The organism is Streptomyces sp. NPDC041713, from assembly GCF_055591085.1.
In genome coordinates this window covers 242,058-266,046 of record NZ_JBVIZY010000008.1, presented here as the reverse complement: position 1 = coordinate 266,046, position 23,989 = coordinate 242,058, and the positions used below count along the sequence as shown (strand labels likewise).

21 protein-coding genes and 2 pseudogenes are annotated in these 23,989 nt (G+C 72.8%); 13 read left to right on the top strand and 10 right to left on the bottom strand.

Annotated elements, in window-relative coordinates; all coding sequences use genetic code 11:
* The first annotated feature begins 5 nt into the window (after positions 1–5).
* Positions 6–1,058 (top strand): enoyl-CoA hydratase/isomerase family protein, encoded by a 1,053-nt coding sequence (locus ACZ6CV_RS24980; protein ID WP_469252930.1) that lies wholly within the window; start codon positions 6–8, stop codon positions 1,056–1,058.
* Positions 1,059–1,078: 20 nt separating this feature from the next.
* Here ACZ6CV_RS24980 and ACZ6CV_RS24975 read toward each other — a convergent pair whose 3' ends face one another.
* The 3 genes from ACZ6CV_RS24975 to ACZ6CV_RS24965 form a co-directional block, all read right to left on the bottom strand.
* Entirely contained in the window at positions 1,079–1,534 is a 456-nt protein-coding gene (locus ACZ6CV_RS24975; RefSeq protein WP_469252929.1) for a hypothetical protein, read from the bottom strand.
* A gap of 135 nt (positions 1,535–1,669) precedes the next feature.
* On the bottom strand, positions 1,670–2,425 hold the full coding sequence (locus ACZ6CV_RS24970; protein ID WP_469252928.1) for an ABC transporter permease: 756 nt from the start codon (positions 2,423–2,425) through the stop codon (positions 1,670–1,672).
* 2 nt (positions 2,426–2,427) lie between these two features.
* Positions 2,428–3,360: an ATP-binding cassette domain-containing protein gene (locus tag ACZ6CV_RS24965; protein WP_469252927.1), complete on the bottom strand. Its 933-nt coding sequence runs from the start codon at positions 3,358–3,360 to the stop codon at positions 2,428–2,430.
* 109 nt (positions 3,361–3,469) lie between these two features.
* On the opposite strand from ACZ6CV_RS24965, the gene ACZ6CV_RS24960 reads away from it, so the two are divergent.
* The 3 genes from ACZ6CV_RS24960 (at position 3,470) to ACZ6CV_RS24950 (ending at position 6,619) form a co-directional block, all read left to right on the top strand.
* Entirely contained in the window at positions 3,470–4,687 is a 1,218-nt protein-coding gene (locus tag ACZ6CV_RS24960; protein WP_469252926.1) for a sensor histidine kinase, read from the top strand.
* Between the two features lie 14 nt (positions 4,688–4,701).
* The gene (locus ACZ6CV_RS24955; protein ID WP_362373331.1) at positions 4,702–5,364 is read left to right on the top strand and encodes a response regulator transcription factor; all 663 of its coding nucleotides are present in this window, start codon (positions 4,702–4,704) and stop codon (positions 5,362–5,364) included.
* A 97-nt stretch (positions 5,365–5,461) separates the two neighbouring features.
* The gene (locus ACZ6CV_RS24950) at positions 5,462–6,619 is read left to right on the top strand and encodes an ROK family transcriptional regulator (protein WP_469252925.1); all 1,158 of its coding nucleotides are present in this window, start codon (positions 5,462–5,464) and stop codon (positions 6,617–6,619) included.
* 88 nt (positions 6,620–6,707) lie between these two features.
* Here the strand turns inward: ACZ6CV_RS24950 and ACZ6CV_RS24945 are convergent, their stop codons facing one another.
* Positions 6,708–7,463, bottom strand: a complete 756-nt coding sequence (locus ACZ6CV_RS24945; protein ID WP_362373335.1) for a GntR family transcriptional regulator — start codon at positions 7,461–7,463, stop codon at positions 6,708–6,710.
* A gap of 308 nt (positions 7,464–7,771) precedes the next feature.
* Positions 7,772–8,662, bottom strand: a complete 891-nt coding sequence (locus ACZ6CV_RS24940) for an RNA polymerase sigma-70 factor (RefSeq protein WP_469252924.1) — start codon at positions 8,660–8,662, stop codon at positions 7,772–7,774.
* A gap of 172 nt (positions 8,663–8,834) precedes the next feature.
* On the opposite strand from ACZ6CV_RS24940, the gene ACZ6CV_RS24935 reads away from it, so the two are divergent.
* Entirely contained in the window at positions 8,835–9,668 is an 834-nt protein-coding gene (locus ACZ6CV_RS24935; RefSeq protein WP_469252923.1) for an alpha/beta fold hydrolase, read from the top strand.
* Positions 9,669–9,755: 87 nt separating this feature from the next.
* On the opposite strand, the pseudogene ACZ6CV_RS24930 reads toward ACZ6CV_RS24935, so the two are convergent.
* A pseudogene (locus tag ACZ6CV_RS24930) lies at positions 9,756–10,544 on the bottom strand (EamA family transporter); the annotation flags it as partial.
* Between the two features lie 149 nt (positions 10,545–10,693).
* On the opposite strand from ACZ6CV_RS24930, the pseudogene pdxR reads away from it, so the two are divergent.
* A pseudogene (gene pdxR, locus ACZ6CV_RS24925) lies at positions 10,694–12,236 on the top strand (MocR-like pyridoxine biosynthesis transcription factor PdxR).
* On the opposite strand, the gene ACZ6CV_RS24920 reads toward pdxR, so the two are convergent.
* A complete protein-coding gene (locus tag ACZ6CV_RS24920; RefSeq protein WP_469252922.1) occupies positions 12,194–12,604 on the bottom strand; it encodes a VOC family protein in 411 nt (136 codons plus the stop codon). The pseudogene pdxR and the gene ACZ6CV_RS24920 overlap by 43 nt on opposite strands.
* Positions 12,605–12,929: 325 nt before the next feature.
* On the opposite strand from ACZ6CV_RS24920, the gene ACZ6CV_RS24915 reads away from it, so the two are divergent.
* Both ACZ6CV_RS24915 and ACZ6CV_RS24910 read left to right on the top strand, forming a co-directional pair.
* A complete protein-coding gene (locus ACZ6CV_RS24915) occupies positions 12,930–14,510 on the top strand; it encodes an alkaline phosphatase D family protein (protein WP_469252921.1) in 1,581 nt (526 codons plus the stop codon).
* 185 nt (positions 14,511–14,695) lie between these two features.
* The gene (locus ACZ6CV_RS24910; RefSeq protein WP_469252920.1) at positions 14,696–16,174 is read left to right on the top strand and encodes a GNAT family N-acetyltransferase; all 1,479 of its coding nucleotides are present in this window, start codon (positions 14,696–14,698) and stop codon (positions 16,172–16,174) included.
* Here ACZ6CV_RS24910 and ACZ6CV_RS24905 read toward each other — a convergent pair.
* Complete coding sequence (locus ACZ6CV_RS24905; RefSeq protein WP_469252919.1) at positions 16,098–17,387, bottom strand: trans-sulfuration enzyme family protein; 1,290 nt, start codon at positions 17,385–17,387, stop codon at positions 16,098–16,100. The genes ACZ6CV_RS24910 and ACZ6CV_RS24905 overlap by 77 nt on opposite strands.
* Before the next feature lie 60 nt (positions 17,388–17,447).
* Here ACZ6CV_RS24905 and ACZ6CV_RS24900 point away from each other — a divergent pair, with 60 nt between their 5' ends.
* The gene (locus ACZ6CV_RS24900; protein ID WP_469252918.1) at positions 17,448–17,963 is read left to right on the top strand and encodes an Lrp/AsnC family transcriptional regulator; all 516 of its coding nucleotides are present in this window, start codon (positions 17,448–17,450) and stop codon (positions 17,961–17,963) included.
* A gap of 32 nt (positions 17,964–17,995) precedes the next feature.
* Positions 17,996–19,714, top strand: a complete 1,719-nt coding sequence (locus ACZ6CV_RS24895) for a DUF885 domain-containing protein (protein ID WP_469252917.1) — start codon at positions 17,996–17,998, stop codon at positions 19,712–19,714.
* Between the two features lie 66 nt (positions 19,715–19,780).
* On the opposite strand, the gene ACZ6CV_RS24890 is transcribed toward ACZ6CV_RS24895, so the two are convergent.
* Together ACZ6CV_RS24890 and ACZ6CV_RS24885 are read right to left on the bottom strand one after the other, a co-directional pair.
* Positions 19,781–20,650, bottom strand: coding sequence for an SDR family oxidoreductase (locus tag ACZ6CV_RS24890; protein ID WP_469252916.1), 870 nt, complete (start codon positions 20,648–20,650; stop codon positions 19,781–19,783).
* 139 nt (positions 20,651–20,789) lie between these two features.
* On the bottom strand, positions 20,790–21,296 hold the full coding sequence (locus ACZ6CV_RS24885) for a rhodanese-like domain-containing protein (RefSeq protein ID WP_469253030.1): 507 nt from the start codon (positions 21,294–21,296) through the stop codon (positions 20,790–20,792).
* Between the two features lie 401 nt (positions 21,297–21,697).
* On the opposite strand from ACZ6CV_RS24885, the gene ACZ6CV_RS24880 reads away from it, so the two are divergent.
* The 3 genes from ACZ6CV_RS24880 (at position 21,698) to ACZ6CV_RS24870 (ending at position 23,822) form a co-directional block, all read left to right on the top strand.
* Positions 21,698–22,456 (top strand): S1 family peptidase, encoded by a 759-nt coding sequence (locus ACZ6CV_RS24880; RefSeq protein ID WP_469252915.1) that lies wholly within the window; start codon positions 21,698–21,700, stop codon positions 22,454–22,456.
* A gap of 202 nt (positions 22,457–22,658) precedes the next feature.
* Positions 22,659–23,105 carry an Lrp/AsnC family transcriptional regulator gene (locus tag ACZ6CV_RS24875; protein ID WP_355806755.1) on the top strand — a complete coding sequence of 149 codons (447 nt, stop codon included), beginning with the start codon at positions 22,659–22,661 and terminating at the stop codon, positions 23,103–23,105.
* 21 nt (positions 23,106–23,126) lie between these two features.
* Positions 23,127–23,822, top strand: a complete 696-nt coding sequence (locus tag ACZ6CV_RS24870) for a haloacid dehalogenase type II (protein ID WP_469252914.1) — start codon at positions 23,127–23,129, stop codon at positions 23,820–23,822.
* Positions 23,823–23,989: the final 167 nt, after the last annotated feature.

Genomic DNA, 23,989 nt, shown 5'->3' with positions numbered 1-23,989 from the left:
GCACCATGAACGCCACCGCCGACGAAGCCCCCGTCCTGCTGCGCCGGGAAGGCCGCGCCGGGCACCTCGTCCTGAACCGCCCCCGGGCCATCAACGCCCTGAACCACGCGATGGTCCGGATCATGGCGGACGCCCTCGACGCGTGGGAGCACGACGAGGCGGTGGCGGCCGTGGTGCTCACCGGGGCCGGGGAACGCGGGCTGTGCGCCGGCGGTGACATCCGCTCCATCCACGACGACGTCCGCGCCGGGCGCCCCGCCGCCTCGGCCGCCTTCTGGCACGACGAGTACCTCCTCAACGCCCGTATCGCCCGCTTCCCGAAGCCGTACGTCGCGGTGATGGACGGCATCGTGATGGGCGGTGGCGTGGGCGTCTCGGCGCACGGGAGCGTGCGGGTGGTCACCGAGCGCTCCCGGGTGGCGATGCCGGAGACCGGCATCGGTTTCGTGCCCGACGTGGGCGGGACGTACCTCCTGACGCGTACGCCCGGTGAGCTCGGCACGCACCTCGCGCTGACGGGTTCGCCGGTGGGCGCGGGCGACGCGCTGCTGTGCGGCCTCGCCGACCACTTCGTGCCGTCCGAGCGACTCCCGGAGTTCACCGCGGCGCTCACGGACACCGAGGTGACCGACGCCGTACGGCAGTTCGCGACGGCCGCTCCCGCCGGTGAACTGGCCGCGCACCGGGAGTGGATCGACCACTGTTACGCCGCGGACTCCGTCGAGGAGATCGTCGACCGGCTGCACGCGTCCGGGGACCGGCACGCCAAGGAAGCGGCCGAGACGATCCTCGCCAAGTCACCGACCTCCCTGAAGGTCACCCTGGCGGCGCTGCGCCGGGCCCGGGAACTGCCGTCCCTGGAGGCCGTCCTGGAGCAGGAGTACCGCGTCTCCTGCGCGGCGCTCGCCTCCCCCGACCTGGCGGAGGGCATCCGCGCCCAGGTGGTCGACAAGGACCGCACGCCGCGCTGGTCGCCGGCGAAGCTGGCCCAGGTCACCGAGGCGGACGTCGCCCGGCACTTCGAGCGGACTCCCGACGGCTCGCTCGGCCTCGTCTGAGGGGCCGGGGCAGCCGTCCCTCATGGCGGGTCGGTCTCCGTGACCACGGCGAGCAGCTGAAAAGGCAGCTCCTTGTCCCACTGGGCGACGCCGAGGGCTATCCAGCGGCCGTCCGCCCGCCAGAGGTGGAGGTCGGGCACGCAGGCGCTCAACTGGGCCCACGGCTCCGGTATCTCCTCGTCCGCGTCGCCGAAGTCCACGGCCACGGTGCGCTCGAAGAGGCTCGCCAGGCTGAACCTCTGCGGCGGGCCCCACCGGTCGGCGAGGAGGACGGTCAGGGCGTCGCGCTCGGCGTCGTACTGCTCCTCGACGAGGTGCCGACGCGTGCCGTCGTCCTCCCAGAACGTCTCGCTGGTCAGTAACTCGGCGATGTGGAACCCGGGGCCCTCACTGCCGCACTGCGACCTGCCGTGCTCCGCGGAGAACTCCCGGGAGCGCAGCAGGTCGATCACGGCGAGATGCTGTGCGGTGCTCATGACGTCCAGTAAAGCGGGCGCCACTGACAACGCGTCACGAGCCAAGGTGGAAGGGCGGACGGGCGGACGGGCGGACGGACGTCGTGATCCGGGGTGACGTCGTGATCCAGTGTGACGTCGTGTTCCAGGGTGAACTCATGCGTCCCTGCGCCGCACCGCCCACCAACCGGCGAGCAGCGCGGCGGCCGCCCAGGCCGCGGACACAGCCAGCCCCGACCAGGGACCGAGGGCTCCGGCCGTGGTCTCGTGCAGTACCTGCTGCCCCGCCTTGTCCGGCAGGAAGCCCGCGACTCCGCTCGTCACGTCACCGACCACGAACGAGACGATCAGGGTGAACGGGATCAGGATGCTCAGGACGGCGACTCCGCTGCGCAGCACGGCGGTCAGCCCCGCCGCGAGGAGCGCCATCAGCGACAGGTAGACGCCTCCACCGACGCAGGCCCGTACCGCGCCGGGGTGGCCGAGACCGATGGCGTCATCCCCCAGGAAGGCCTGCCCGATCAGGAAGGTGCCGAAGCTCGTGGCGAGACCGACGAGCAGGGCAAGACCCCCTATGACCGCCATTTTGGCCGCATAGAAGAGTCCGCGGCGCGGCACCGCGGTGAGGGAGATCCGCAGGGCGCCGCTGGTGTATTCGCAGGACACGGCGGTCGTGCCGAAGCTGATGGCCGCGATCTGCCCGAAGTTGAGGGCGTAGAAGGCGTCGAAGAGCGGTTCGGCGTCGGCGTTGTCGGCCTCCGCCCGGCCGACCGTCGCGAAGACCAGTGCGGTGATGCCGACCGTCGCCACGAAGACGACGATGAGTGAGACCAGGCTGGACCTCAGCGACTTGATCTTGAGCCACTCGGCGCGGGCGACGGGGAGTGCGGCGGGGGCGGCGGTGTGCGACATCGTCAGGCCTCCTGGCGGGGGATGGGGGCGGCCGCCGCGAACGGGGTCTCGTCGGCCGTCAGGGCGAGGTAGGCCTGCTCCAGGGAGGCGTGTTCGTCGGCGAGTTCGAGGACGGGGATGCCCGCGGTGGCGGCGAGCGCGCCGATCTCCGCGGCCTGCGCCCCGTCGACCGTCCAGCGTCCGTCGTGCGCCTCCCCCAGCACGTATCCCCGGTCGCTCAAGAGGCACCGCAGGCGCTCCGGATCCGCCGCCCGTACCCGCACTCTCGGGCGACTGTGTGCCGCGATGAAGTCGCGCATGGACGTGTCCGCGAGGAGCCTGCCGCGCCCCAGGACCACGAGGTGGTCGGCGAAGGTGGCGGTCTCGTTCATGAGGTGGCTGGAGACGAGGACCGTGCGGCCCTCCGCCGCAAGCCGGCGCAGCAACTCGCGGATCCAGATGATGCCTTCGGGGTCGAGGCCGTTGGAGGGCTCGTCCAGCATCACGACCTCGGGGTCGCCGAGCAGGGCCGCCGCGATGCCCAGGCGCTGCCGCATGCCCAGCGAGAACGCCTTGATCCGCCTGCCCGCCACCGAGGCGAGCCCCGTCTCGTCGAGGACCTCTTCCACCCGGTCCTCCGGCAGCCGGTTGGTCGCGGTGAGGATGCGCAGGTGGTCACGGGCGGTGCGGGATCCATGGGGCGCCTGGGCGTCGAGGAGCGCCCCGACATGGCGCAGGGGGTCCTCCAGGGACGCGTAGAGGCGGCCGCCCACGGTGGCGGATCCGGAGGTGGGGCGGTCGAGCCCGAGGACGAGCCGCATGGTGGTCGACTTGCCGGCGCCGTTGGGGCCGAGGAAGCCGGTGACCCGGCCGGGGCGGACGCTGAAGGTGAGGGCGTCCACGGCCCGGGTCGTGCCGTACTCCTTGGTGAGGTCTTGGACGTCGATGCTGGTCATGGGCGTCAGCCTGGCCGCCGTACGCACCGGTGCGCCTCCCCCGCGCGGGGAGATCGTCTCCCCCGTGCGGGGGAGCCGTGCGGCGGCGCGGGCCTGGCACGATGGCGCCATGTCCGGCTTCCTGAGACCGCTGACGCGTGCGGTCACCTACACGCGGTGGCTGCATCTCCTCATCGGTTCAGGGGTCGTGTGGGTCTGCGCCTCGATCTATCCGGGGCTCAGCAGTCCCACGCCGACGGGCTGGCTGCTCGTGGTGCTCGACCCCATCCCCCTGATGGTGGTGGCCGGCATGGTGCCCGCCATGCGGCGGGCCGAGGGACTGCAGGCCCGGATGATGCTGTTCCCCGGTCCGCACGCGCGCGGGGAGGGCGACGAGACGGATCCGGGCATCTCTGTAGCGGCGTCCGCCTCGTGGCGCGAGCGGGCCAGGACCGCCGCCTGGTTGGTGCTCCGCCTGGAGGTCGGGTGCGCGACGGTCCTGCTCACGGGGCAGCTCATCGGCTCCGTCTTCATGGTGCTCGGCGCGACCGACGAGCCGCCGGAGAGCGACGGGCTGATCCTGCCGGTGTCGTACCTGGGCTGGGGTGGACTGCCGCTGGCGCTGCTCCTGGTGCTCGCGGAGGTGCTGATGCTCGTCGCGGCGGGGCGGGTGATCACCTGGGCCGCGCCCCGCCTCCTCGGCCCCTCCCCCGCCGAACGCCTCACCGCCCTGGAGGAACGCACCGAGCAGCTCCTCGAACGCAACCGCATCGCACGGGAGTTGCACGACTCCATCGGCCACGCGCTGACCGTCGCCGTCGTCCAGGCGGGCGCCGCGCGGGCCGCGGCCGACCCCGAGTTCACCGACCGGGCCCTGGAGGCCGTCGAGGAGACCGGCCGGGCCGCCCTCGAGGACCTGGAGCGGGTGCTGCGGGTGCTGCGCGAGGACGGGCGGCCCGCGAGCGGCCGGCCGACACTCACCGACGCCGAGCGGCTCCTGGACTCGGCGCGCGCCTCGGGCGCCGAGGTCGACGCGGAGATATCGGGACCGGTCGAACGGCTGCCGGGCCCCGTGTCCCGCGAGGGCTACCGCATGCTCCAGGAGTCCCTGACGAACGTGCTGCGGCACTCCGGTCCGGTCCCGGTCCGGCTGCGGATCACCGTCGACGACGCACGCCTGGTGATGGACGTCCGCAACACCCTCCCCCGCGCCACCAGTTCGACGGGGCGCGGCGGCAGCGGCCTGCGCGGCATACGGGAGCGGGCCACCTTGCTCGGCGGCAGGGCCACCACCGGACCGCTCGACGACGGCCAGTGGCAGGTGCACGTCGAGCTGCCCCTCGGGTGATCTACGCTGGCCGGATGCCGGTCACAGTGCTCCTGGTCGACGACGAACCCCTCGTACGCGCGGGTCTGCGCGCCGTCCTGGAGGCACAGCCGGACATCCACGTCGTCGGCGAGGCGGCGGACGGCGCGGCGGTGATCCCCCTCGTCCGCGAGCTGCGGCCCGACGTCGTCGCGATGGACGTCCGGATGCCGTTGCTCGACGGCATCGAGGCCACCCGGGCCGTGCTGCGCACGGTGCAGGACCCGCCGAAGATCCTCGTGGTGACGACCTTCGAGAACGACGAGTACGTGTACGAGGCGCTGCGCGCCGGTGCCGACGGGTTCCTGTTGAAGCGCGCCCGCCCCGCGGAGATCGTGCACGCCGTGCGGCTGGTCGCCGAGGGTGAGTCGCTGCTCTTCCCGGCGGCGGTCCGGCAACTGGCGGGCGAGCACGGCAAGGAGCGGGGCAACGCCGAGGCGCGGGCCGCGCTCGACCGGGCGGCGCTGACCGAGCGCGAGGCGGAGGTGCTGCGGCTGATGGCGCGCGGCCTGTCGAACGCGGAGATCGCCGCCCGCCTGGTGGTCGGCACGGAGACGGTCAAGTCCCATGTGAGCTCCGTGCTGGCGAAGCTGGCGGCGCGCGACCGGACGCAGGCGGTCATCGTCGCGTACGAGTCCGGCTTCGTCTCGCCCGGATGACGGCCGTACGCAGGGGAAATGCGGGCCCGGCACTCGCCGCGGACCCGTGCGGCGAGTACGATCCGGCCATCATGCGCACGAGCTGGAAGGTAGGACGTTGGGGCGGCTGACCGGCGGGGACCCCTCTCTGTTGCGGCGTATCAACTCCGCGGTGGTGCTGCACGCGCTGCGCGCCGCGGATTTGGCGACGCTCACGGAGATCACCCGTGTGACCGGGCTCTCCCGGCCCACCGTCGAGGGGGTCGTCGAGGGGCTCATCGAGGCCGGGCTCGTGGTGGAGTCGGCGGCCGACGATGGTGGCGCCCGCCGTCAGGGGCGGCCCGCACGGAAGTATCGATTCCGCGCGGAGGCGGGGCATCTCCTCGGCCTGGAGATCGGCCCGCACCGGGTGGCCGCCGTCATCGCGGATCTGGACGGCAAGGTGCTCGGCACGGCGTCGAAGAGCGTCTCCGAGGAGGCCTCCGCGGACGACCGGCTGGAGCGCGTGCGCACCGTGGTCGCCGATCTGCTGCGCCGCACCGGGGTCGCCCGCAGCTCGCTGCGCGCCGTCGGGGTCGGCAGCCCCGGCATCCTGGACGCGGACGGCACGGTGCGGCTGAGCACCGCGCTGCCCGAGTGGAACGGCCTGCAGCTGGGCGAACGGCTGCGCCGGTCGTTCAAGTGCCCGGTGCTTGTGGAGAACGACGCGAACGCGGCGGCCGTGGCCGAGCACTGGAAGGGCGCGGCCGCCGACACCGACGACGTGGTGTTCGTCCTCGCGGGGCTGAGCCCGGGGGCCGGGTCGCTGATCGGCGGGCGGCTGCACCGGGGGTACGGGGGCGCGGCGGGGGAGATCGGCGCGCTGCACCTCCTCGGCCGTGAGGTCACTCCGGAGACGCTGCTCTCCACCACGGACGAGCCGCTGCACCCCCTCGACGAGCAGGCGGTCGCGGAGGTCTTCGCCCACGCGCGCGGGGGCGACGAGCGGGCCCGGGCCGCCGTGGAACGCTTCATCCAGCGGCTCGTGCACGACGTGGCGGCCCTCGTGCTCGCCCTCGATCCCGAACTGGTCGTCGTCGGCGGCTGGGCGGCGGGGCTCGACGGCGTCCTCGAACCGCTCCACCGTGAGCTGGCCCGCTACTGTCTGCGGCCGCCGCGGGTGGCGCTGTCGCTGCTCGGCGACGCGGTGGTGGCGACCGGGGCGCTGCGGCTGGCGCTCGACCATGTCGAGGAGCAGCTGTTCGCCGTCGAGGGGACGGTCACCGCGCGGCGGTGAGCCGGGAGCCGGAAACGCCCCGCGCCCGGCACGTGGCGTGCCGGGCGCGGGTCATGACCGGTGCCGGGGCGGGCACCGGTCCGCGTGATCAGGAGGCGTGCCGCTCGTGGCGGATCTCCACGCCACCGGCGTCCCCGAAGGTGAGCCTGCAGGTGTCCGCGCGGTAGGTGGCCACGGAGACCGCGGCCGTGCGCCCCTCGGCGAAGAAGCGGGTCGTCACGACAAGCACCGGCGCGCCGGGGAGACGGTCGAGGGCGCGGGCGTCGTCGGCGCGGGCCGAGCCGAGCTCGACGGCCCGGTCCTGGCCTTCCAGGCCGAGTCGGGCGAGTTCGCGCAGGACGACACGCGCGCGTGCGGCCCCGGACGGCTCGTCCATGCCGGTCAGTTCGGCGACGGCCGACGTCGACACGTACAGCAGCTCGGCCGCGACGGGCTGGCCCTCGGAGACGCGGGAGCGGCGCACCACGTGCACCTGCTCGTCCGCGACGGTCTCCAGCATGCGGGCCACGTCCGCGGGCGGGACGGCAGGCGCGCAGTCCGCGAGCTGCCAGGCGTCGCCGGCCGCGCCGGGCCAGGTGCCCTGCGCCGATCCGACGGCCACGCCCATGCGCGGCGGGGCGACGGTGGTGCCCACGCCACGGCGGCGCTGCAGCCTGCCTTCGAGTTCCAGTTGCTCCAGCGCCTGCCGGAGCGTGGCGCGGGCGACACCGAAGCGGGCAGCGAGATCACGCTCGTTCGGCAGGATCTCCCCTACGGCGAATTCGGAGTCGAGCGCCTCACTGAGCACCGTCTTCAGGTGCCAGTACTTCGGCTCCGGCACCGTTTCGAGCTGCGTGGTCCCCACCCTGTCCTCCGCAATCGCCGTTGAACCGGCGGCGTTTTAGCGCCCTTGTTTATTAAAGGTTCCTGCACTATCTCTGCGACCATAGAGCCGCTCCCACCCTTGGTCAAGACCAATCCTCGTTCGGTTACAGGGTGCACAGGGGTGATGCCACAGAGCATTCACGCGGAGTTCGCGTGCGGCCAAGCGGGCGTAATCGGCCACGGTCGGGTGAACGGCCGAGGACGACCGCACGACACAGCCCCCGCCCGGTCGGACGGGGGCTCTGCACTGCGTGGACGTGCCGCCGAGCGCGGCGGGGCGCCGGGTCTCTACCGGGCGAGGCTCGTGAGCTTGTCCGGATTCCGGATGATGTAGACGCTCTGGACGCGCCCGTCGCCGACGTCGAGCTGGAAGACGCTGTCGGGCTTGCCGTCGATGATCAGGTACGCGGACTCGGCTCCGTTGACCTCCAGGAAACGGAACTCCACCTCGCGGGCGGCCCGGATGACACTGGCCGCGGTGCTGTGCAGGAAGCGGCCCACCTTGTCCGCGCTCTCCAGGACGCGCAGCGGAGCCTTGTTCTTGCCCCCGGCGTCGCCGATCAGCCGGACGTCGGGCGCGAGCAGCGCCATCAGCCCGTCCAGGTCGCCCTCGCTCGCCGCGGCGAGGAACCGCTCCGTCAGGTCGCGGCGCTCGGCGGGGTCCACTTTGTAGCGGGGCCGACCGGCGTCGACGTGCTTGCGGGCGCGCCCCGCGAGCTGGCGCACCGCGGCCTCACTGCGTTCGAGGGTGAGCGCGATCTCCGCATAGGGGAACCCGAAGGCCTCCCGGAGCACGAACACCGCGCGTTCCAACGGCGAGAGGGACTCCAGGACCACGAGCACCGCAAGGGATACGGAGTCGGCGAGCACGGCACGCTCGGCGGTGTCGGGGACCGCGGGGCCGAACTCGGTGACCCAGGGCTCGGGGAGCCACGGCCCCACGTACGCCTCACGGCGGGACTGGACATGGCGCAGGCGGTCGATGGCGAGGCGCGTCGTGATGCGCACCAGGTAGGCGCGCGGTTCGCGCACGCTGTCGTGGTCCGACGTCGACCACCGAAGCCAGGCCTCCTGGACGACGTCCTCCGCGTCGACCACGCGGCCGAGCATGCGATAGGCGACGCCCATCAGGACGGAACGGTGCTCTTCGAAGACGTCGGTCATGCTGTCGGTAGCCACCCTTCCATCCCAACCCACCGGGGTGCGGGTGTCCAGGTGGAGCGGGTACGGCACCGGGTGGACCGAACCTCGTGCGGGGGCTTGAACTGCGGCCTACTGAGCGGTAATTGTTGCTGACAGCGTGTCTAACGTACCGAGGAGCCGTCGCCCGACGGCGGGGACAGGAGCAGTCATGGCCGCAGAGGTGTCCTTCGATGTCGCGTCGCCCCACGGCACCCGCACCGTGACGGTCTCCTACGAACGGGCGGGCGCGGGCGAGCCGTTGCTGCTGCTCCACGGGATAGGCCACCACCGGCAGGCCTGGGATCCGGTCCTGGAGATCCTGGCCGCCGAGCACGACGTGATCGCGGTGGACCTGCCGGGGTTCGGGCGCTCGCCCGACCTGCCGGACGGCTTCGCGCACGATCTCGCCACGGTCGTGCCGGTCCTCGGCGCGCTCTGCGAGGCGCTCGACGTGGAGCGCCCGCACGTGGCGGGCAACTCCCTGGGCGGGCTGCTCGCCCTCGAACTGGGCCGCGAGAAGCTGGTCCGCTCCGTCACCGCCCTGTCCCCCGCCGGTTTCTGGACGCCCGCGGAGCGCCGGTACGCGTTCGCCACCCTCCTCGGGATGCGGCAGGGCGCGCGCGTGCTGCCGCTTCCCGCCATCGAGCGACTGTCCGGCAGCGCGGCGGGCCGTGCCGCCCTCACGAGCACCATCTACGCCCGCCCTTGGCGCCGTTCACCGGGAGCCGTCGTCGCCGAGACGCTCGCGCTGCGGGACGCGACGGCCTTCGACGCGACGCTGGCGGCCGGCCGCGACGTCCTCTTCCGGGACGACGTGACGGATGTCCCGGTCACCGTCGCCTGGGGCACCCGGGACCGGCTGCTGCTGCGCCGCCAGGGGATCCGCGCCAAGCACACCATCCCCGGCGCGCGGCTGATCCGGCTCCCCGGCTGCGGCCACGTCCCGATGAACGACGACCCGGCGCTCGTCTCCCGCGTCATCCTCGACACCTGCCGCCGCTGACGGACGGCGGGCGAGCACTCCCGAGCCCAGGGCCACCCCTGCGCCGACGAGCGCGCTGCCGACGGCCTGGGGTGCCCCGTACGTGCCCGTGCCCACCAGCGGAGCCGTGCAGGCGGCCGCGACCGGGATGAGGCCCGAGAAGAGCGTGGCCCGCTCGGCGCCGATGCTCTGCAGGCCCGTGTACCAGAGCACGAAGCCGACCACGGTGACGATCACCGCCTGCCACAACAGGGCGGCCCCTTCGGTGCGGTCGGGCCACCGGAGGAACCCGCCGCCGTCGAGGACGAGCCCGAGGACGGCCGACTCGACGGCGGCCACCGCACATACGGTGGCGGCGAGCAGCCTGGGCCCCAGGGGGCGCAGCACGGGCACGGCGAGCACCGCGAAGCCGACCTCGCCCGCGAGGGCGCCGACCGAGAAGAGCAGCCCGGCCGCGTCCGTACGGCCCCATCCCTGCACGACGAACGCCCCGGCGGCGACCAGGAGGGCGCCCTGCAGGACGGCCCGCTGGGGAGTGCGCCGGTCCAGAAGCGGCACCAAGAGGGCGACGACAACGGGGGCGCAGCCTACGAAGACACCCGGTACGGCCGGCTCCGCCGACTGCTCGGCGGCCAGGATCGCCATGTTGAAGCCGACCATGCCCACGGCCGCGAGCAGCGCGAGGCGCCCCCACTGGGAGGGCCGCAGCCGGCGCAGCGGGGCGGTGCCGCCGGCGCCGAGCCAGGGCAGGAGGAGCAGACAGGCCAGGCCGTAGCGGAGGAACTGGCCGCCCGTGTACGGGTATGCGCCCAGAAGGCTGTTGGCGGTGAATGAGCCGCCCACGAGGAGGCAGGCGAGGCCCGCGAGGAGTGCCCCGCGGGAGGAGTTCGTGGTCATGCCCCGACGTTAGGAAGCGCGGCGGTCCCCCTTAAGGTCCACTTCCACGGTGTGTTCGGGGACCACTTTCCTCACGGGTCCGCGCGACGACACGGAGCGACTGCCCCGAACCGACCGCACACCACCGCCCGTTCGTCCATCCGTCCCCGATCGAGGAGGGATTCCCGGTGGCCGCACAGAGCGCCGACGACCGCGCGGAGTGGCACGCCGCGTGGGAGCTGCTGCTGCCTGCCGCGGCCGCCCCCGCGCGCACCCGTGGCCGCAGCCTGCGCTCCGCCCTGCGCGAGGCCGTCCGCTCGGGGCGGCTCACGGCGGGCACGCGGCTGCCCTCGAGTCGCGAGCTCGCCGCCGACCTGGACGTCTCGCGCGGCCTGATCACGGAGACGTACGAGCAGTTGACGGCCGAGGGCTATCTGCGCAGCGACCGGGGCGCGGGGACGTGGGTGGGGGACGCGGCGCGGGCGGCGGTGCCCGCGGTGCGTGACCTGGCGCCGCGCGACGGGCACGCGCGCGTGGACTTCCTTCCCGGCGTTCCCGACCTGTCGCTGTTCCCGCGCTCCGCCTGGGCGACCGCCCACCGTCAGGTGCTCGCCGAACTGCCGCACCACATGCTGGGCTATCCGGATCCGCGCGGGCTGCCCACGTTGCGTACGGTCCTCGCCGACCTCCTGGCGCGGCGCCGCGGTGTGGTCGCCGAGCCGGAGCGCGTGATCGTCTGCTCCGGAGTGGCCCAGGCCATGACCCTGCTGGCGCTGGCGCTCCGCGCGCGCGGGCACACCGCGACGGGCGTCGAGGACCCCGGCAGCCCCGAGCACGCGACACTCCTCGCCGCCTCCGGGATCACCCCGGTCGGCGTCCCTCTCGACGACGAGGGCGTGCTCCCCGAGGCCCTGCGCGAGCGCGAGGTGCGTGCCGTCGTCACCACACCGGCCCACCAGTTCCCTTCCGGCATCGCCTACTCCGCGAAGCGGCGCGCAGAACTCCTCGACTGGGCGCGGTCCGTCGACGGGCTGGTGATCGAGGACGACTACGACGGCGACTTCCGTTACGACCGTGCCCCGGTCGGCGCCCTCCAGGGACTCGACCCCGAACACGTCGCGTACACCGGCTCGGTCAGCAAATCACTCGCCCCGGGGCTGCGCCTCGGGTGGCTCCTGGTGCCGGACGGCCTCACCGAGGAGGTCGTCGAACGCAAGCGCGTGATGGACCTCGGCAACCCCTCCCTCGACCAGGAGCTGCCTGGCCCGCTTCGTCCAACGCGGCGACTACGACCGGCAGTTGCGCCGCTGCCAGCGGGCCTACCGCGACCGCAGGGACGCACTCGTGGCCGCGCTGGAGCAGCACTTTCCGGGCGTGCGGGTCACCGGGATCGCGGCGGGCCTGCACGTCATCGCCCGGCTGCCCGGCCACTGGGGACCGCAGGACGCCTTCCTGGCACGGGCCGCCGCGGCCGGCGTCGCGGTGCGGCCGCTGAGCGACTACGACGCGCCGAGGGAACAGGGGGTGACGGCCCATGGCACCGCGTCCGCGGCTCCGGACGAGGTGTGCCTGGTCCTCGGCTACGCGCATCTGTCGACGGCCCGGATCCGCGAGGGGGTGGGGCTGCTGGCGCGGGCGGTTCAGGACCTGGACCCCACACGGGCGGCGGTTCAGGAGTTGGACCACCCGCGCGTGCAGAGCACCAGACGGTAGGCGTCCGGGTCCTCGACGGTGACACCCCACTCGTTCCAGTAGGGGTTGGGGGACGTCACCCGCTTCCCGCCGCGCTCCTCCAGCCGGGCCACCAGTTCCCCGGGCACCTCTCCGTCGACGTAGACGACCAACAGGTCCTCCTCGGTGGGGCGGGGGTCGACCGGGGCGTCTGCTTCGTAGACGAGTTCGAGGTGCCAGGAGGCGTCGGGCCAGCCGACCATGAGCAGATCGTGCTCGCCGGGCACGCCGTGGCTCTCGGCCCGGTACAGCACGGAGAGCCCGAGTCCGTCGACCCAGAAGCGTTCGGCTGTCGCCAGGTCGCGGCTCGGGCGGGCGATGCGGATGTGACTGTGACCGTTGACCGGCACGAGGTTCCCCCTTCGGCGCGGCACGCCGGGGTGGCGCGCTCCGGTGCCGAGCGTAGGAGGGTGTGGATCTTGTGGCCATCGGTCGTACGTCCCCAGGGGTCCGGCCGCAGGACGTAGGACCGTGGACCGGGGCGGGGGCTCCACGCGCACCGGGGCGGGGGCTCCACGCGCCCTCTCTCCATGCCGCGTGCTTCGGGGACGTTCCCGCGCGGCGGTTCCCCCGTGCATGACGGGAGTTGTTCACTTGTGGTTCGCGTGGACGCTGTGGCGCGGTACCGGCCGGGCGCCCGCACACTGGTCGCACCCGTCAACTGGAGGCGCATTCATGTCGCAACGTGAGCCCAGCCCGTCGCCCCGCCGCCGCAGCGTGCTGCGCGGATCGCTCGCCGTGCCGGCGGCGCTCGCCGTGCCCGCGCTGGCGGGGGCGGCCCCTTCGCTCGCCCTCGCGGGACGCCCGGAGGCCGGGTGGGGGGTGCAGGCCGGGGACGTGACGGCGCACGCGGGGCTCGTCTGGACCAGGTCCGACCGTCCGGCCCGGATGATCGTGGAGACATCGGCCACCGAGTCGTTCCGCAATCCCCGCCGGTGGCACGGCCCCCTGCTCGGCCCGGACACGGACTTCACCGGGACGACCCGCCTGCACGGGCTGCCCGCCGGTGAGCAGATCCACTACCGGGTGCTGCTCGCCGACCCGGACGATCCGCGGCGGACCGGCCGGCCGGTCGGCGGCACGTTCCGGACGGTACCCAAGGGCCGCAAGGAGGACGTGCGCTTCCTGTGGTCGGGCGACATCGCGGGCCAGGGCTGGGGCATCAACCCCGACCGCGGCGGCTACCGCATCTTCGAGGAGATGCGCAGGCGCGACCCGGACTTCTTCCTGTGCAGCGGCGACAACATCTACGCCGACAGCCCCGTCCTGCCCAGCGTCACCCTGCCCAACGGAAGCGTGTGGCGGAACGTCACGACCGAGGAGAAGTCGAAGGTCGCCGAGACCCTCGCGGAGTTCCGCGGCGCGTTCCGCTACAACCTGCTCGACGAGAACCTGCGGCGGTTCAACGCGCAGGTACCGTCCATCGTGCAGTGGGACGACCACGAGGTGCACAACAACTGGTACCCGGGGCAGATCCTGGACGACCAGCGGTACACGGAGAAGAGCGTCGACGTCCTCGCGCGCCGTTCCCTGCGGGCGTTCAGCGAGTACTTCCCCGTGTCGACCCTGCCGCCGGGCGACGAGGACGGCCGGGTGTACCGGGTCATGCGGCACGGGCCGCTCCTGGACGTGTTCGTCCTCGACATGCGCACCTACCGCAACGCCAACTCGCCGGGCAGACAGCCCGACGACACCACCGGCATCCTCGGCGCCCGCCAGCTGGCCTGGCTCAAGCGCGAGCTGTCCCGCTCGCGGGCCGTGTGGAAGGTCATCGCCTCCGACATGCCGCTGGGCATCGTCGTGTCGGACGGCCGGGTGAACTTCGAGGCCGTGGGGCAGGGCGACCCCGGCGCCCCGCTCGGCCGCGAGCTGCAGATCGCCGAGCTGTTGCGGCACATCAAGCACGGCAGGATCACGGGAACGCTGTGGCTGACCACCGACGTGCACTACACCTCGGCGCAGCACTACGACCCCTCGCGCGCGGGCTTCAAGGACTTCGCACCGTTCTGGGAGTTCGTGTCCGGGCCGCTGGCGGCCGGCGGCTTCCCGGCCACGCAGCTCGACGGGACGTTCGGTCCCGAGCACAAGTTCATCAAGGCACCGAGCCGGGCGAACACCTCGCCGGTGGAGACCCCGCAGTACTTCGGCGAGGTCGACATCGACGGCGGCAGCGGCGAGTTGACGGTACGACTGCGGCAGGAGGGCGGCGACGTCCTGTTCACGCAGGTGCTGCAGCCGGGACGGGTGGGGCAGTGACCGGCCGGGCCGGCAGGGGCAGTGACCGACCGGGACGGTTCGGGCGGTGACCCGAGCCGTGGGGGCACGGGAGCACACCCCGTGCCCCCACGGGAACACACCCGCCAAAAGGGTCAGACGGCCTCTTTACCCATCAGTCACAGGGCGTTCGCGACCACGCAACACCGGTCGAGCACAGTGGCCACATGAGAACCGACCTGTCTGACGTGACACGACGCACCAAGCACGGCCGCCCCGTCCATCACTGGCGGCGCGACGTGGTCGAACTGGCCGCCCTGTTCACCGCCGTGGCGGTGGCCGACGCGGTGGCGAACATGGTGGGGCACGGCCCGGACGGGCCCGTCCTCCTGGTGATGTCGGCCGTGGTGCTCCTCGCCACGGTCGGCTTCCACACATGGTGGGCGCGGCGCCACAACCACGCCCCGCCGGCGGCGCACGATACCGGCGCCCGGCCGCCCGCGGACGCGGTGCAGGCCGGGCCCGCGACGCCCTCCCCCGCGGCTCCCGGGGAATCCCAGGCGACCACGCTGTGGCGGATGCGTACGACCGTGCGGGACGAGCCGGGATCGCTCGCCGCGCTGTGCGTCGTACTCGCCGAGCGTGGCGTGGACATCCTCAGCCTGCAGGCACACCCGCTGGCCGACGGCACCGTGGACGAGTTCCTGCTGCGCGCCCCCGCGGAGCTGTCCGGCTCCGACATCACCCGGTCGATCGCCCGGGCCGGCGGCACCGGCACCTGGATCGAGCGCGCCGACGCCCACGATCTGGTGGACGCCCCCACCCGCATCCTCGGCCTGGCCACCCGTACCGCGCTCGACGCCGCCGAACTCCCGCTTGCCCTGCGGCACTTGCTCGGCCGTTGCACCATCCGCTCGCAGCCCGCCGCCGCGCGTTCCGTGGCGCGCGGGGACGAGGCCGCGGCCCCGGAGGGAGCACCGGGCGACGGCGTACTGGACGGGACGGTGCTGCGGCTGAACGGGCCGGAGGGCGAGGTCATCACCGTGGAGCGGCCGTATCTGCCGTTCACCCCCACGGAGTTCGCGCGCGCCCGGGCGCTGGTGGAGCTGGACACGCGGCTCGGCCCGCGCATTCCGCACAGCCAGGACGTCCTGACGCTCCCCGAGGGCAACTCCATCACCGTGCGGCGCGCCGACACCGCCGACGTCGAATCCGCGAAGGCCATGCACGAGCGCTGCTCGCCGCGCACGCTGGACCTGCGCTACCACGGTCCCGTGCGCGACGCCGACCGCTACCTCCACCACCTGCTCAGCCCTCGGTTCGGCCGCACGCTCGCGGTGCGCACTGCCTCGGGGCGGATCGTCGGCCTCGGGCACCTCCTCTGGGACGGCGACGAGACCGAGGTCGCGCTGCTCGTCGAGGACGACTGGCAGCGGCGCGGCATCGGCGGCCAACTCCTGGGCCGCCTGGTGACGATGGCGGTGGAGGCCGGCTGCGAGAGCGTGTACGCGGTGACGCAGGCGTCCAACACCGGCATGGTGGCCGCGATGCGGGGCCTCGGGCTGCCGCTCGACTACCAGATCGAGGAGGGCACGCTGGTGATCACGGCCCGCCTCGACGCGACTCCGGTCAGTTCGCGGCTGCCGTACGACTCCACTCGGCATCGCGACGACCGGGTCGGTCACCGTGGGCAGGCGGAGCGCTGACCGTCGTCGTGACGGATGCCGCGGCGGGGGCGCCGCCCGAGATCGGGCCGAGCGCCCGGTCCAGGTCGGTCCACAGGTCCTCGACGTCCTCCAGGCCGCAGGACATCCTCAGCAGCCGGTCGCTCACGCCGGACGAGCGCCGGTCCGCCGGGTCCACGACGCGGTGGCTGATGGACGCCGGGTGCTGGATGAGCGAGTCGACGCTGCCGAGGCTCACCGCCGGGGTGATCAGCCGTACGCCGGCGATCACCTCGTGCGGATCGCCTTCCACCTCGAAGGCGATCATGGCGCCGCCGAGCCGCGGGTAGTGGACGCGGGCGACCCGCGGGTCGTCGGCGAGGCGCCGCGCCAGCTCCGCCGCGGTCGCCGACGCCGCCTTCACCCGGACCGGCAGGGTGGACAGGCCGCGCAGCAGCAGATATCCGGCGAGCGGGTGCAGCACCCCGCCCGTGGCGAACCGCACTTGGCGCAGCCCGCGCGCGAACTCCTCGTCGCAGGCGACGACCCCGCCCAGTACGTCGCCGTGGCCGCCCAGGTACTTCGTGGCACTGTGCAGCACCAGCCGGGCGCCGCTCTCCGCGGGCCGCTGCAGCACGGGGGTCGCGAAGGTGTTGTCGGCGAGCAGCGGCACGGTGCCGCACGCCCGCGCGACCGCGCCGAGGTCGAGTTCGGCGAGGGTGGGGTTGGCGGGCGTCTCGACCATCACCAGGCCCGTCTCGGGACGGATGGCGTCGGCGATGCCCTCCGGGTCCACCCAGGTGACCTCGGTGCCGACCAGGCCCGCGGTGAGCAGGTGGTCGCTGCAGCCGTACAGCGGCCGGACGGCCACGACATGGCGCAGGCGGGCGGCGCCCCGCATGAGGAGGACGGCGGTCAGCGCGGCCATGCCGCTGGCGAACGCGACCGCGCTCTCGGTCCCTTCGAGCCGGGCCAGGGCGGTCTCGAAGCGGGCGACGGTCGGGTTGCCGAGCCGTGCGTAGACGGGCGGTCCGTCGTCGAGGGCTCCTTCGGCGGCGAAGGCGTCGATGCGGGCGGCCTCGGCGCGGCTGTCCCGTGAGGGGTAGGTCGTGGAAAGATCGATCGGCGGGGCGTGCAGGCCGATTTCGGCCAGATCGTCCCGGCCCGCGTGCACGGCCTCGGTGGCCAGGGCGCGCAGCGGTGACGTGGTGCCGACGAGGGGCTCGTGCGGGGCTGTCCCGGTGTTCGCTTCCATGCCGCTCAGGCTGAACATCCGCCGGGGACCGGCGACGGATCACCGTGCTACGTTCGGCCGATGGCCGATTCCGTCGCACTGGACCCGGTGGACCTCCACATATTGCGTCTGCTGCAGAACGACGCCCGGACCACGTACCGCGATCTCGCGGCGCAGGTCGGCGTCGCGCCCTCCACGTGTCTGGACCGCGTGACGCGGCTGCGGCGTTCGGGGGTGATTCTCGGACACCAGCTGCGGCTCGATCCGGCGAAGCTCGGCCGTGGCCTCGAAGCGCTGTTGTCCGTGCAGGTGCGGCCGCACCGCCGCGATCTCGTGGGGCCGTTCGTGGAGCGGGTCAGGGCCCTTCCCGAGTCGATGTCGCTGTTCCACCTCACCGGGCCCGAGGACTTCCTGGTGCACGTGGCCGTGGCGAGCCCTGCGGATCTCCAGCGGCTCGTTCTCGACGAGTTCACCGTGCGGCGCGAAGTGGCGCGCGTGGAGACGCGGTTGATCTTCCAGCAGTGGGCCTGCGGTCCGCTGCTCCCGCCCGACGCGGCGGCCGGGGAAGTGCTGGATCCGGTCAGTGAATCATGGTGACGCGCGCCCCCTCGCCGTACGAGGATGTCCGCATGTCAGCCACGAGTACCTCCCATGCGAACACCGGTCCCCTGCCCCGCGCCGTCGCGGACGCCTTCGTCGACGAGCTCATCGCCCTCGACCCCATCACGGGCACGTATCTCGGCGTCCAGGAGAGCAACAGCCGGCTTCCCGACACCTCTCCGGAGGGTCAGGAGGCCCTGGCCCGGGTGGCACGCGCCACGTTGGCCCGGCTGGACGAGGCGGAGCGCAGGCCCGGCGCGGACAGTGAGGTCGAGCGCCGCTGCGGCCGGCTGCTGCGCGAGCGGCTCACCGCGCAGCTGGCCGTGTACGAGGCGGACGAAGGGCTCCGCGCCGTCGGCAATCTGCACACGGTCCCGCACCAGGTGCGGGAGATCTTCACCGTGACCCCCATGGAGACGGCGGAGGACTGGGCGGCGATCGCCGAGCGGCTCCGTGCCGTGCCCGCCGCTCTGGAGGGCTATCGCGCCTGCCTCGAACTCGGCCTGGAACGCAAGCTGTTCGGGCCGCCGCGCCCGACGGCCACCTTCATCGGGCAGCTCACCGAGTGGGCGGGCGAGGTCGGCGGGGACGCGCGTGGCCGCGGCTGGTTCGAGGACTTCGCGTCCGCTGGCCCCGACACCTTGCGCGCCGACTTGGACACCGCGGCGCGGGCCGCCACGGCGTCGGTGGTGGCGCTGCGCGACTGGATGCGGGACGTCTACGCTCCCGCGATCGAGGGCGCCCCCGACGTCGTGGGCCGCGAGCGCTACGCCCGGCTGTCCCGTGAGTGCAACGGCACCGACCTGGACCTCGACGAGGCGTACGCGTACGGCTGGTCGGAGTTCCACCGGCTGCTCGCCGAAATGCGCGCCGAGGCCGAGAAGATCCTGCCCGGCGCGGCCACGCCGTGGGTGGCGCTCGCCCATCTCGACGAGCACGGCGCGCACATCGAGGGGGTGGAGGAGGTGCGGGTCTGGCTGCAGCAGCTGATGGACGAGGCGATCGACGCGCTGGACGGCACGCACTTCGAACTCGCCGAGCGGGTACGGAAGGTGGAGTCGCACATCGCTCCCCCCGGCGGCGCGGCGGCCCCCTACTACACGAGCCCGACCGAGGACTTCTCGCGCCCCGGCCGCACCTGGTTGCCGACGATGGGCGAGACCCGGTTCCCGGTCTACGACCTCGTCTCCACCTGGTACCACGAGGGCGTGCCGGGCCACCATCTCCAACTGGCCCAGTGGGCGCACGTCGCGGAGGACCTCTCCCGCTACCAGGCGAGCGTGGGCATGGTCAGCGCCAACGCCGAGGGCTGGGCGCTGTACGCGGAGCGGCTCATGGACGAGCTGGGCTTCCTCACCGACCCCGAGCGCAGGCTCGGCTATCTGGACGCCCAGATGATGCGCGCGCTGCGGGTCATCGTCGACATCGGCATGCATCTGGAGCTGGAGATCCCGGCCGACTCGCCCTTCCACCCGGGCGAGCGCTGGACGCCGGACTTGGCCCAGGAGTTCTACGACGCGCACTGCAGCCGCCCCACGGACTACGTGGCGAGCGAGATGACGCGCTACCTGACGATCCCCGGCCAGGCGATCGGCTACAAACTGGGCGAGCGCGCCTGGCTCCTCGGCCGCGAGAACGCACGACGCCGCCACGGCGACACGTTCGACGCCAAGGCCTGGCACATGGCGGCACTCTCACAGGGTTCACTCGGCCTGGACGACCTGGTCGACGAGCTGTCGAAGCTGTGATGGCGCGGGGCGGCGGGACGGAAACGAGCTGAGGCACCCCGCCGCCCCCGCCGGGCACGACACGCGTCAGCGGCGGATCCCGCCCTCCGAGTCGATGACCTGGCCGGTGATCCAGGCGGCCTCGTCCGTCGCGAGCCAGGCGATGAGCCGGGCCGGGTCGTCCGGCATGCCCCAGCGGCCCGCGGGGAAGAGCCCCGCGATCCGCGCGTGGGCGTCACCGGTGAGGTAACCGGTGTCCACGGGGCCGGGGTTGACGCAGTTCACCGTGACCGCCAGGTCGGCGAGCGCGGTCGCGAGGCTCCGGGTCGCCGATGCCAGCGCGCCCTTCTGCAGGCTGTACGCGATCTCGTCCGGCATGCCGCCCGCGATGTCCTGCCCCGACGTCATCATCACCACCCGCCCGCCCGGGGTCCGCTCCGGAAGGTGTGCACGCAGTCGGGCGTAGGCCTGGACGAGGAGGATCACGGAGCGGGTGTCCACCGCCCAGTGCGCGTCGAGCATGCAGGCGTCGATCTGGTCGAGCGTCCCGTCACGACCGCTCAGCGCGTGGTTGGCGACCAGGACGTCGATCCGCCCGCCGAGCGCGTCGGCCGCGGTCTCGATCAGCCGGGCCGGTGCGGCGTCCTCGGTCAGGTCGCCGGGCCCGGCGCAGACCGCCGAGGCCGGGTCGCCGCGTGCCTCCCGTACCCCGTCGACGACGTCCTGCGGGCGGTCGGCGCCCCACGGCATCGCGGCGTCGTGCGGGATGTGGTGGTGCAGATAGACCCCGGCACCGTACGCGGCGAGCCGACGTGCGACGGCGTAACCGATGCCGCCGCGCCGGCTCGCACCGGTGACGAGCGCGGTGCGTCCGCGCAACGGGAGCGGGTCGCGGCGGAGTTGGTCAGGAGAGGGGTGCGGGGAGGGGTGCGGGGAGGGACGCGCAGGGTGTGTCATGCCGCCTCATGATGCGGGCCCGGGCTTCGGCGCGCATCCGGGATTCCGTTGACCGCCGGGATCCGGTCCGGGGCGCGGGAGCGGAGTTCGAGCCCCGTCGTCACGTCGGGTGCGCTCCCCTCCGCCGAACGCCGCCGCCTCAGCAGCCGCAGTCGTCCGCGTCGACCGGTGCCGTCAGGGCGTCGGGGGTGCGTTGTGTGCGGCCCTCCCATGTTTCGAATGCGAAGCCTTCGCGTGCCCAGTACTCGAAGCCGCCCAGCATCTCCTTGACCTGGTAGCCCAGTTGGGCGAGCGCCAGGGACGCGCGGGTCGCGCCGTTGCAGCCGGGGCCCCAGCAGTAGGTGACCACGGGCACCGACTTGTCGAGCAGCGTTTCGGCCTGGTCCGGGATCAGCGCGGTGGGCAGGTGGAGTGCGCCCGGGACGTGGCCCTGGTCCCAGGAGGCGGTGGAGCGGGTGTCGATGACGACGAAACCGGGGTCGCCGTCGGAGGCGAGCGCGGTTGCCACGTCGGAGACGTCGGCGTGGAAGGCGAGGCTCGCCCCGAAGTACGCGGCGGCCGCGGCCGGTGACGCGGGCGGGACCCGCAGGACGGGGTTGTCGGTCAGCGGCGCGCTCGCGGTCCGACCGGTGTCCGTGGTGCTCATCGTGTGCGTGCTGTTCTGCGTGTTGTTCATGGCAAAAAATCTACGGGCGCGGTCCTGATGCCTGAAGGGACGATCCCCGGCGTATCGACCGCTCGACCGTCGAATGCGCGGTGACCCCCGGGGTCCGACCGGGGAGTTGGCCCAGACCAGCATCCGTTTCATCATGCAGTCAGTGGCAATCTCACGCATGAGCACGGCCGTTACCCGCCACGGTCCCACCTCCCCTCCGCATCACTGACACCGCCCGGACTCTTGCGCCCCCTGAACTCCTCTGCCAGATTCTCCCCCAGCTGAAATGGCATGCCCGCGACAGGAGATACCCGCCTCCGCCCGGGCCCTCACTGCATACCTATGCAGTCGTCCTCACCAGGACGCCCCTTCCCCACACAATGGAGACGAACGTGCGAATATCCAGACTCGTACCCGCGCTCGCAGCCACCGCCCTCGCCGTTCTGGGCCTCGCCCCTACGGCAGTGGCCCAGGCAACGGCCCAGGCAGAAGCCCGGACGGTCGCGAGCAGCGAAGCACCCACGGCGGCGGTCAACTCCCCCCAGCCGATCATCGGCGGCGGCTACGCGAGCAACGCGCCCTGGGCGGCCAGGCTCTTCTCCAACGGCCAGCAGACCTGCAGTTCCACGATCATCGCGCCCACCTGGATCCTCACCGCGAAGCACTGCGTCAGCGGCGGCGGCCTGTCGTTCCGCATCGGCAGCCTGGACCAGACATCGGGCGGCACCACGGCCAACGGCATCGGCGTCCAGACCCACCCGAGCGCCGACCTCGCACTGGTCAGGCTGGACCGCTCCGTACCCGGCACCTACTCCCGCCTCGGCAGCCCGGGTTCCGTCTCGGTGGGCCAGACCGTCCAGGTGTACGGCTGGGGCGCGACCTCCCAGTGCGGCCAGGAGATCAACTGCCAGTCCCGGCTCCTGAAGGTCGCCAACGTCGTGGTGACCGGCGGCTGCCGCGACGCGTACCAGGGCCAGGCGATCTGCGCCCGGCGCGGCAACGGCATCACCGCGGGCGGCGACTCCGGCGGCCCCATGACGGCGAACGGCGCGCAGGTGGGCGTCGCCTCCACCAGTGACCGTCAGACCACGACGGCGTACACGAACGTGACGGCGTACCGCTCCTGGATCCAGAGCATCGCGGGCGTCTGACGAACCCTCGGCCCCGAAGGGCGCCGGTTTCGGGAGGGGCGGGCATCTCGCCGCCCGCCGCCCGGGACCGGCCGCCTTCCGCCGGCCGATGCCCATACCCCTTTTGTCCACGCCCCCTTGCGGACGGCCTCACGCGAGTCCGGCCCTGTTCACCCCGGCCCACCTCTTGATCGGCCGGGGATTTCCCTGTTACCTCTCGGACATGACCGGTTATTCCACGGACGCCACCGACTGGCGCATACTCGACGTCCTCCAGCGCGAGGGCCGCGCCAGCTACGCCGAACTGGCGCGTGCCGTCTCGATGTCCGCCAGCGCCGTCACCGAGCGGGTGCGCCGCCTGGAGGAGGCGGGCGTCATCCAGGGGTACGCGGCCGTGATCGACCCGGAGCGACTCGGCCTGCCCATCCTGGCCTTCGTACGGCTGCGGTACCCCAACGGCAACTACAAGCCCTTCCACGACCTGGTCGAGACGACGCCCGAGATCCTCGAGGCGCACCACGTGACGGGCGACGATTGCTTCGTCATCAAGGTCACCGCACGGTCGATGCAGCATCTGGAGGAGGTCTCGGGACGCATCGGCGCACTGGGTTCGGTGACGACGAGCGTCGTCTACTCCTCTCCCCTCCCCCGCCGCCCGCTCGGCCGCTGAAGACGTGAGGAGAACCCTTCCATGCCAGTGCCGCAGATCGACGCCGTCGTGTTCGACGTGCTCGGCACGCTCGTCGACGAACCCGCCGGCCTCCGCGCCGGCATCCGTGCCCTCGACCCGTCGCTCGACGACGCCCGGGTCGAGAAGCTGTTGTCGCTGTGGCAGCAGCACATCGAGCGGGAGCAGCAGCGCATCCTCGACGGCGACCGGTCCTATCTGCCCAGTGACGCCCTCGACCTGGAGGCCGCCCGGCTCGTCGCCGACGCCGCCGGCACCAGTGAGCCGGACGCGGTGGCGGAGCTGGCCCGGTCCGGACGGAGACTGCCGCCGTGGCACGACACCGTGTCGGGGCTCGCCCGCATCGCCGCGAAATTCCCGCTGATCGGGCTCTCCAACGCGAGCCGGACGGCACTCCTCGGGCTCAACGCCCACGCCGGGCTGCGCTGGCACCAGGCACTGTCCGCCGAGGACGCCCGGACGTACAAGCCGGATCCCGCCGTCTACCGCCTGGCCCTCACGGTCTCCGGGCGACCGCCGGAGCGCCTCTTGATGGTCGCCGCCCATGCCTGGGACCTGCGCGGGGCACAGAGTCTGGGTCTGCGCACCGCCTATGTCGCCCGCCCCGTCGGCGACCCGCCCACGTCCACGGACCGTTTCGACCTGTACGTCGACGACCTGACCGACCTGGCCGACCAACTCGACCGCGCCCAGGGGTGAAAGTCCCCCGCACCCGAGGCGAAAACAGCAAAGGCAAGGAGAGATCTCTCCTTGCCACTCTTAACTTATAGCTCACCGGGGGGCTTGCCGCAAGGCCCCGGTCGTGGCGCACAATCGTCCGCCGAAGCCACCACCTGCGGAAATTGGAGCACTGCGTGCCTGTCATG

Excerpts from the sequence above, each read along its gene's own strand:
- ACZ6CV_RS24935 (WP_469252923.1), top strand. The coding sequence starts at position 8,835 with ATGGCCGCAGAGGTGTCCTTCGATGTCGCGTCGCCCCACGGCACCCGC.
- ACZ6CV_RS24905 (WP_469252919.1), bottom strand. The coding sequence starts at position 17,387 with ATGGAAGCGAACACCGGGACAGCCCCGCACGAGCCCCTCGTCGGCACC.
- ACZ6CV_RS24975 (WP_469252929.1), bottom strand. The coding sequence starts at position 1,534 with ATGAGCACCGCACAGCATCTCGCCGTGATCGACCTGCTGCGCTCCCGG.
- ACZ6CV_RS24895 (WP_469252917.1), top strand. The coding sequence starts at position 17,996 with ATGTCAGCCACGAGTACCTCCCATGCGAACACCGGTCCCCTGCCCCGC.
- ACZ6CV_RS24875 (WP_355806755.1), top strand. The coding sequence starts at position 22,659 with ATGACCGGTTATTCCACGGACGCCACCGACTGGCGCATACTCGACGTC.
- ACZ6CV_RS24870 (WP_469252914.1), top strand. The coding sequence starts at position 23,127 with ATGCCAGTGCCGCAGATCGACGCCGTCGTGTTCGACGTGCTCGGCACG.
- ACZ6CV_RS24960 (WP_469252926.1), top strand. The coding sequence starts at position 3,470 with ATGTCCGGCTTCCTGAGACCGCTGACGCGTGCGGTCACCTACACGCGG.
- ACZ6CV_RS24970 (WP_469252928.1), bottom strand. The coding sequence starts at position 2,425 with ATGTCGCACACCGCCGCCCCCGCCGCACTCCCCGTCGCCCGCGCCGAG.
- ACZ6CV_RS24965 (WP_469252927.1), bottom strand. The coding sequence starts at position 3,360 with ATGACCAGCATCGACGTCCAAGACCTCACCAAGGAGTACGGCACGACC.
- ACZ6CV_RS24885 (WP_469253030.1), bottom strand. The coding sequence starts at position 21,296 with ATGAGCACCACGGACACCGGTCGGACCGCGAGCGCGCCGCTGACCGAC.
- ACZ6CV_RS24890 (WP_469252916.1), bottom strand. The coding sequence starts at position 20,650 with ATGACACACCCTGCGCGTCCCTCCCCGCACCCCTCCCCGCACCCCTCT.
- ACZ6CV_RS24980 (WP_469252930.1), top strand. The coding sequence starts at position 6 with ATGAACGCCACCGCCGACGAAGCCCCCGTCCTGCTGCGCCGGGAAGGC.
- ACZ6CV_RS24900 (WP_469252918.1), top strand. The coding sequence starts at position 17,448 with ATGGCCGATTCCGTCGCACTGGACCCGGTGGACCTCCACATATTGCGT.
- ACZ6CV_RS24955 (WP_362373331.1), top strand. The coding sequence starts at position 4,702 with ATGCCGGTCACAGTGCTCCTGGTCGACGACGAACCCCTCGTACGCGCG.
- ACZ6CV_RS24915 (WP_469252921.1), top strand. The coding sequence starts at position 12,930 with ATGTCGCAACGTGAGCCCAGCCCGTCGCCCCGCCGCCGCAGCGTGCTG.
- ACZ6CV_RS24910 (WP_469252920.1), top strand. The coding sequence starts at position 14,696 with ATGAGAACCGACCTGTCTGACGTGACACGACGCACCAAGCACGGCCGC.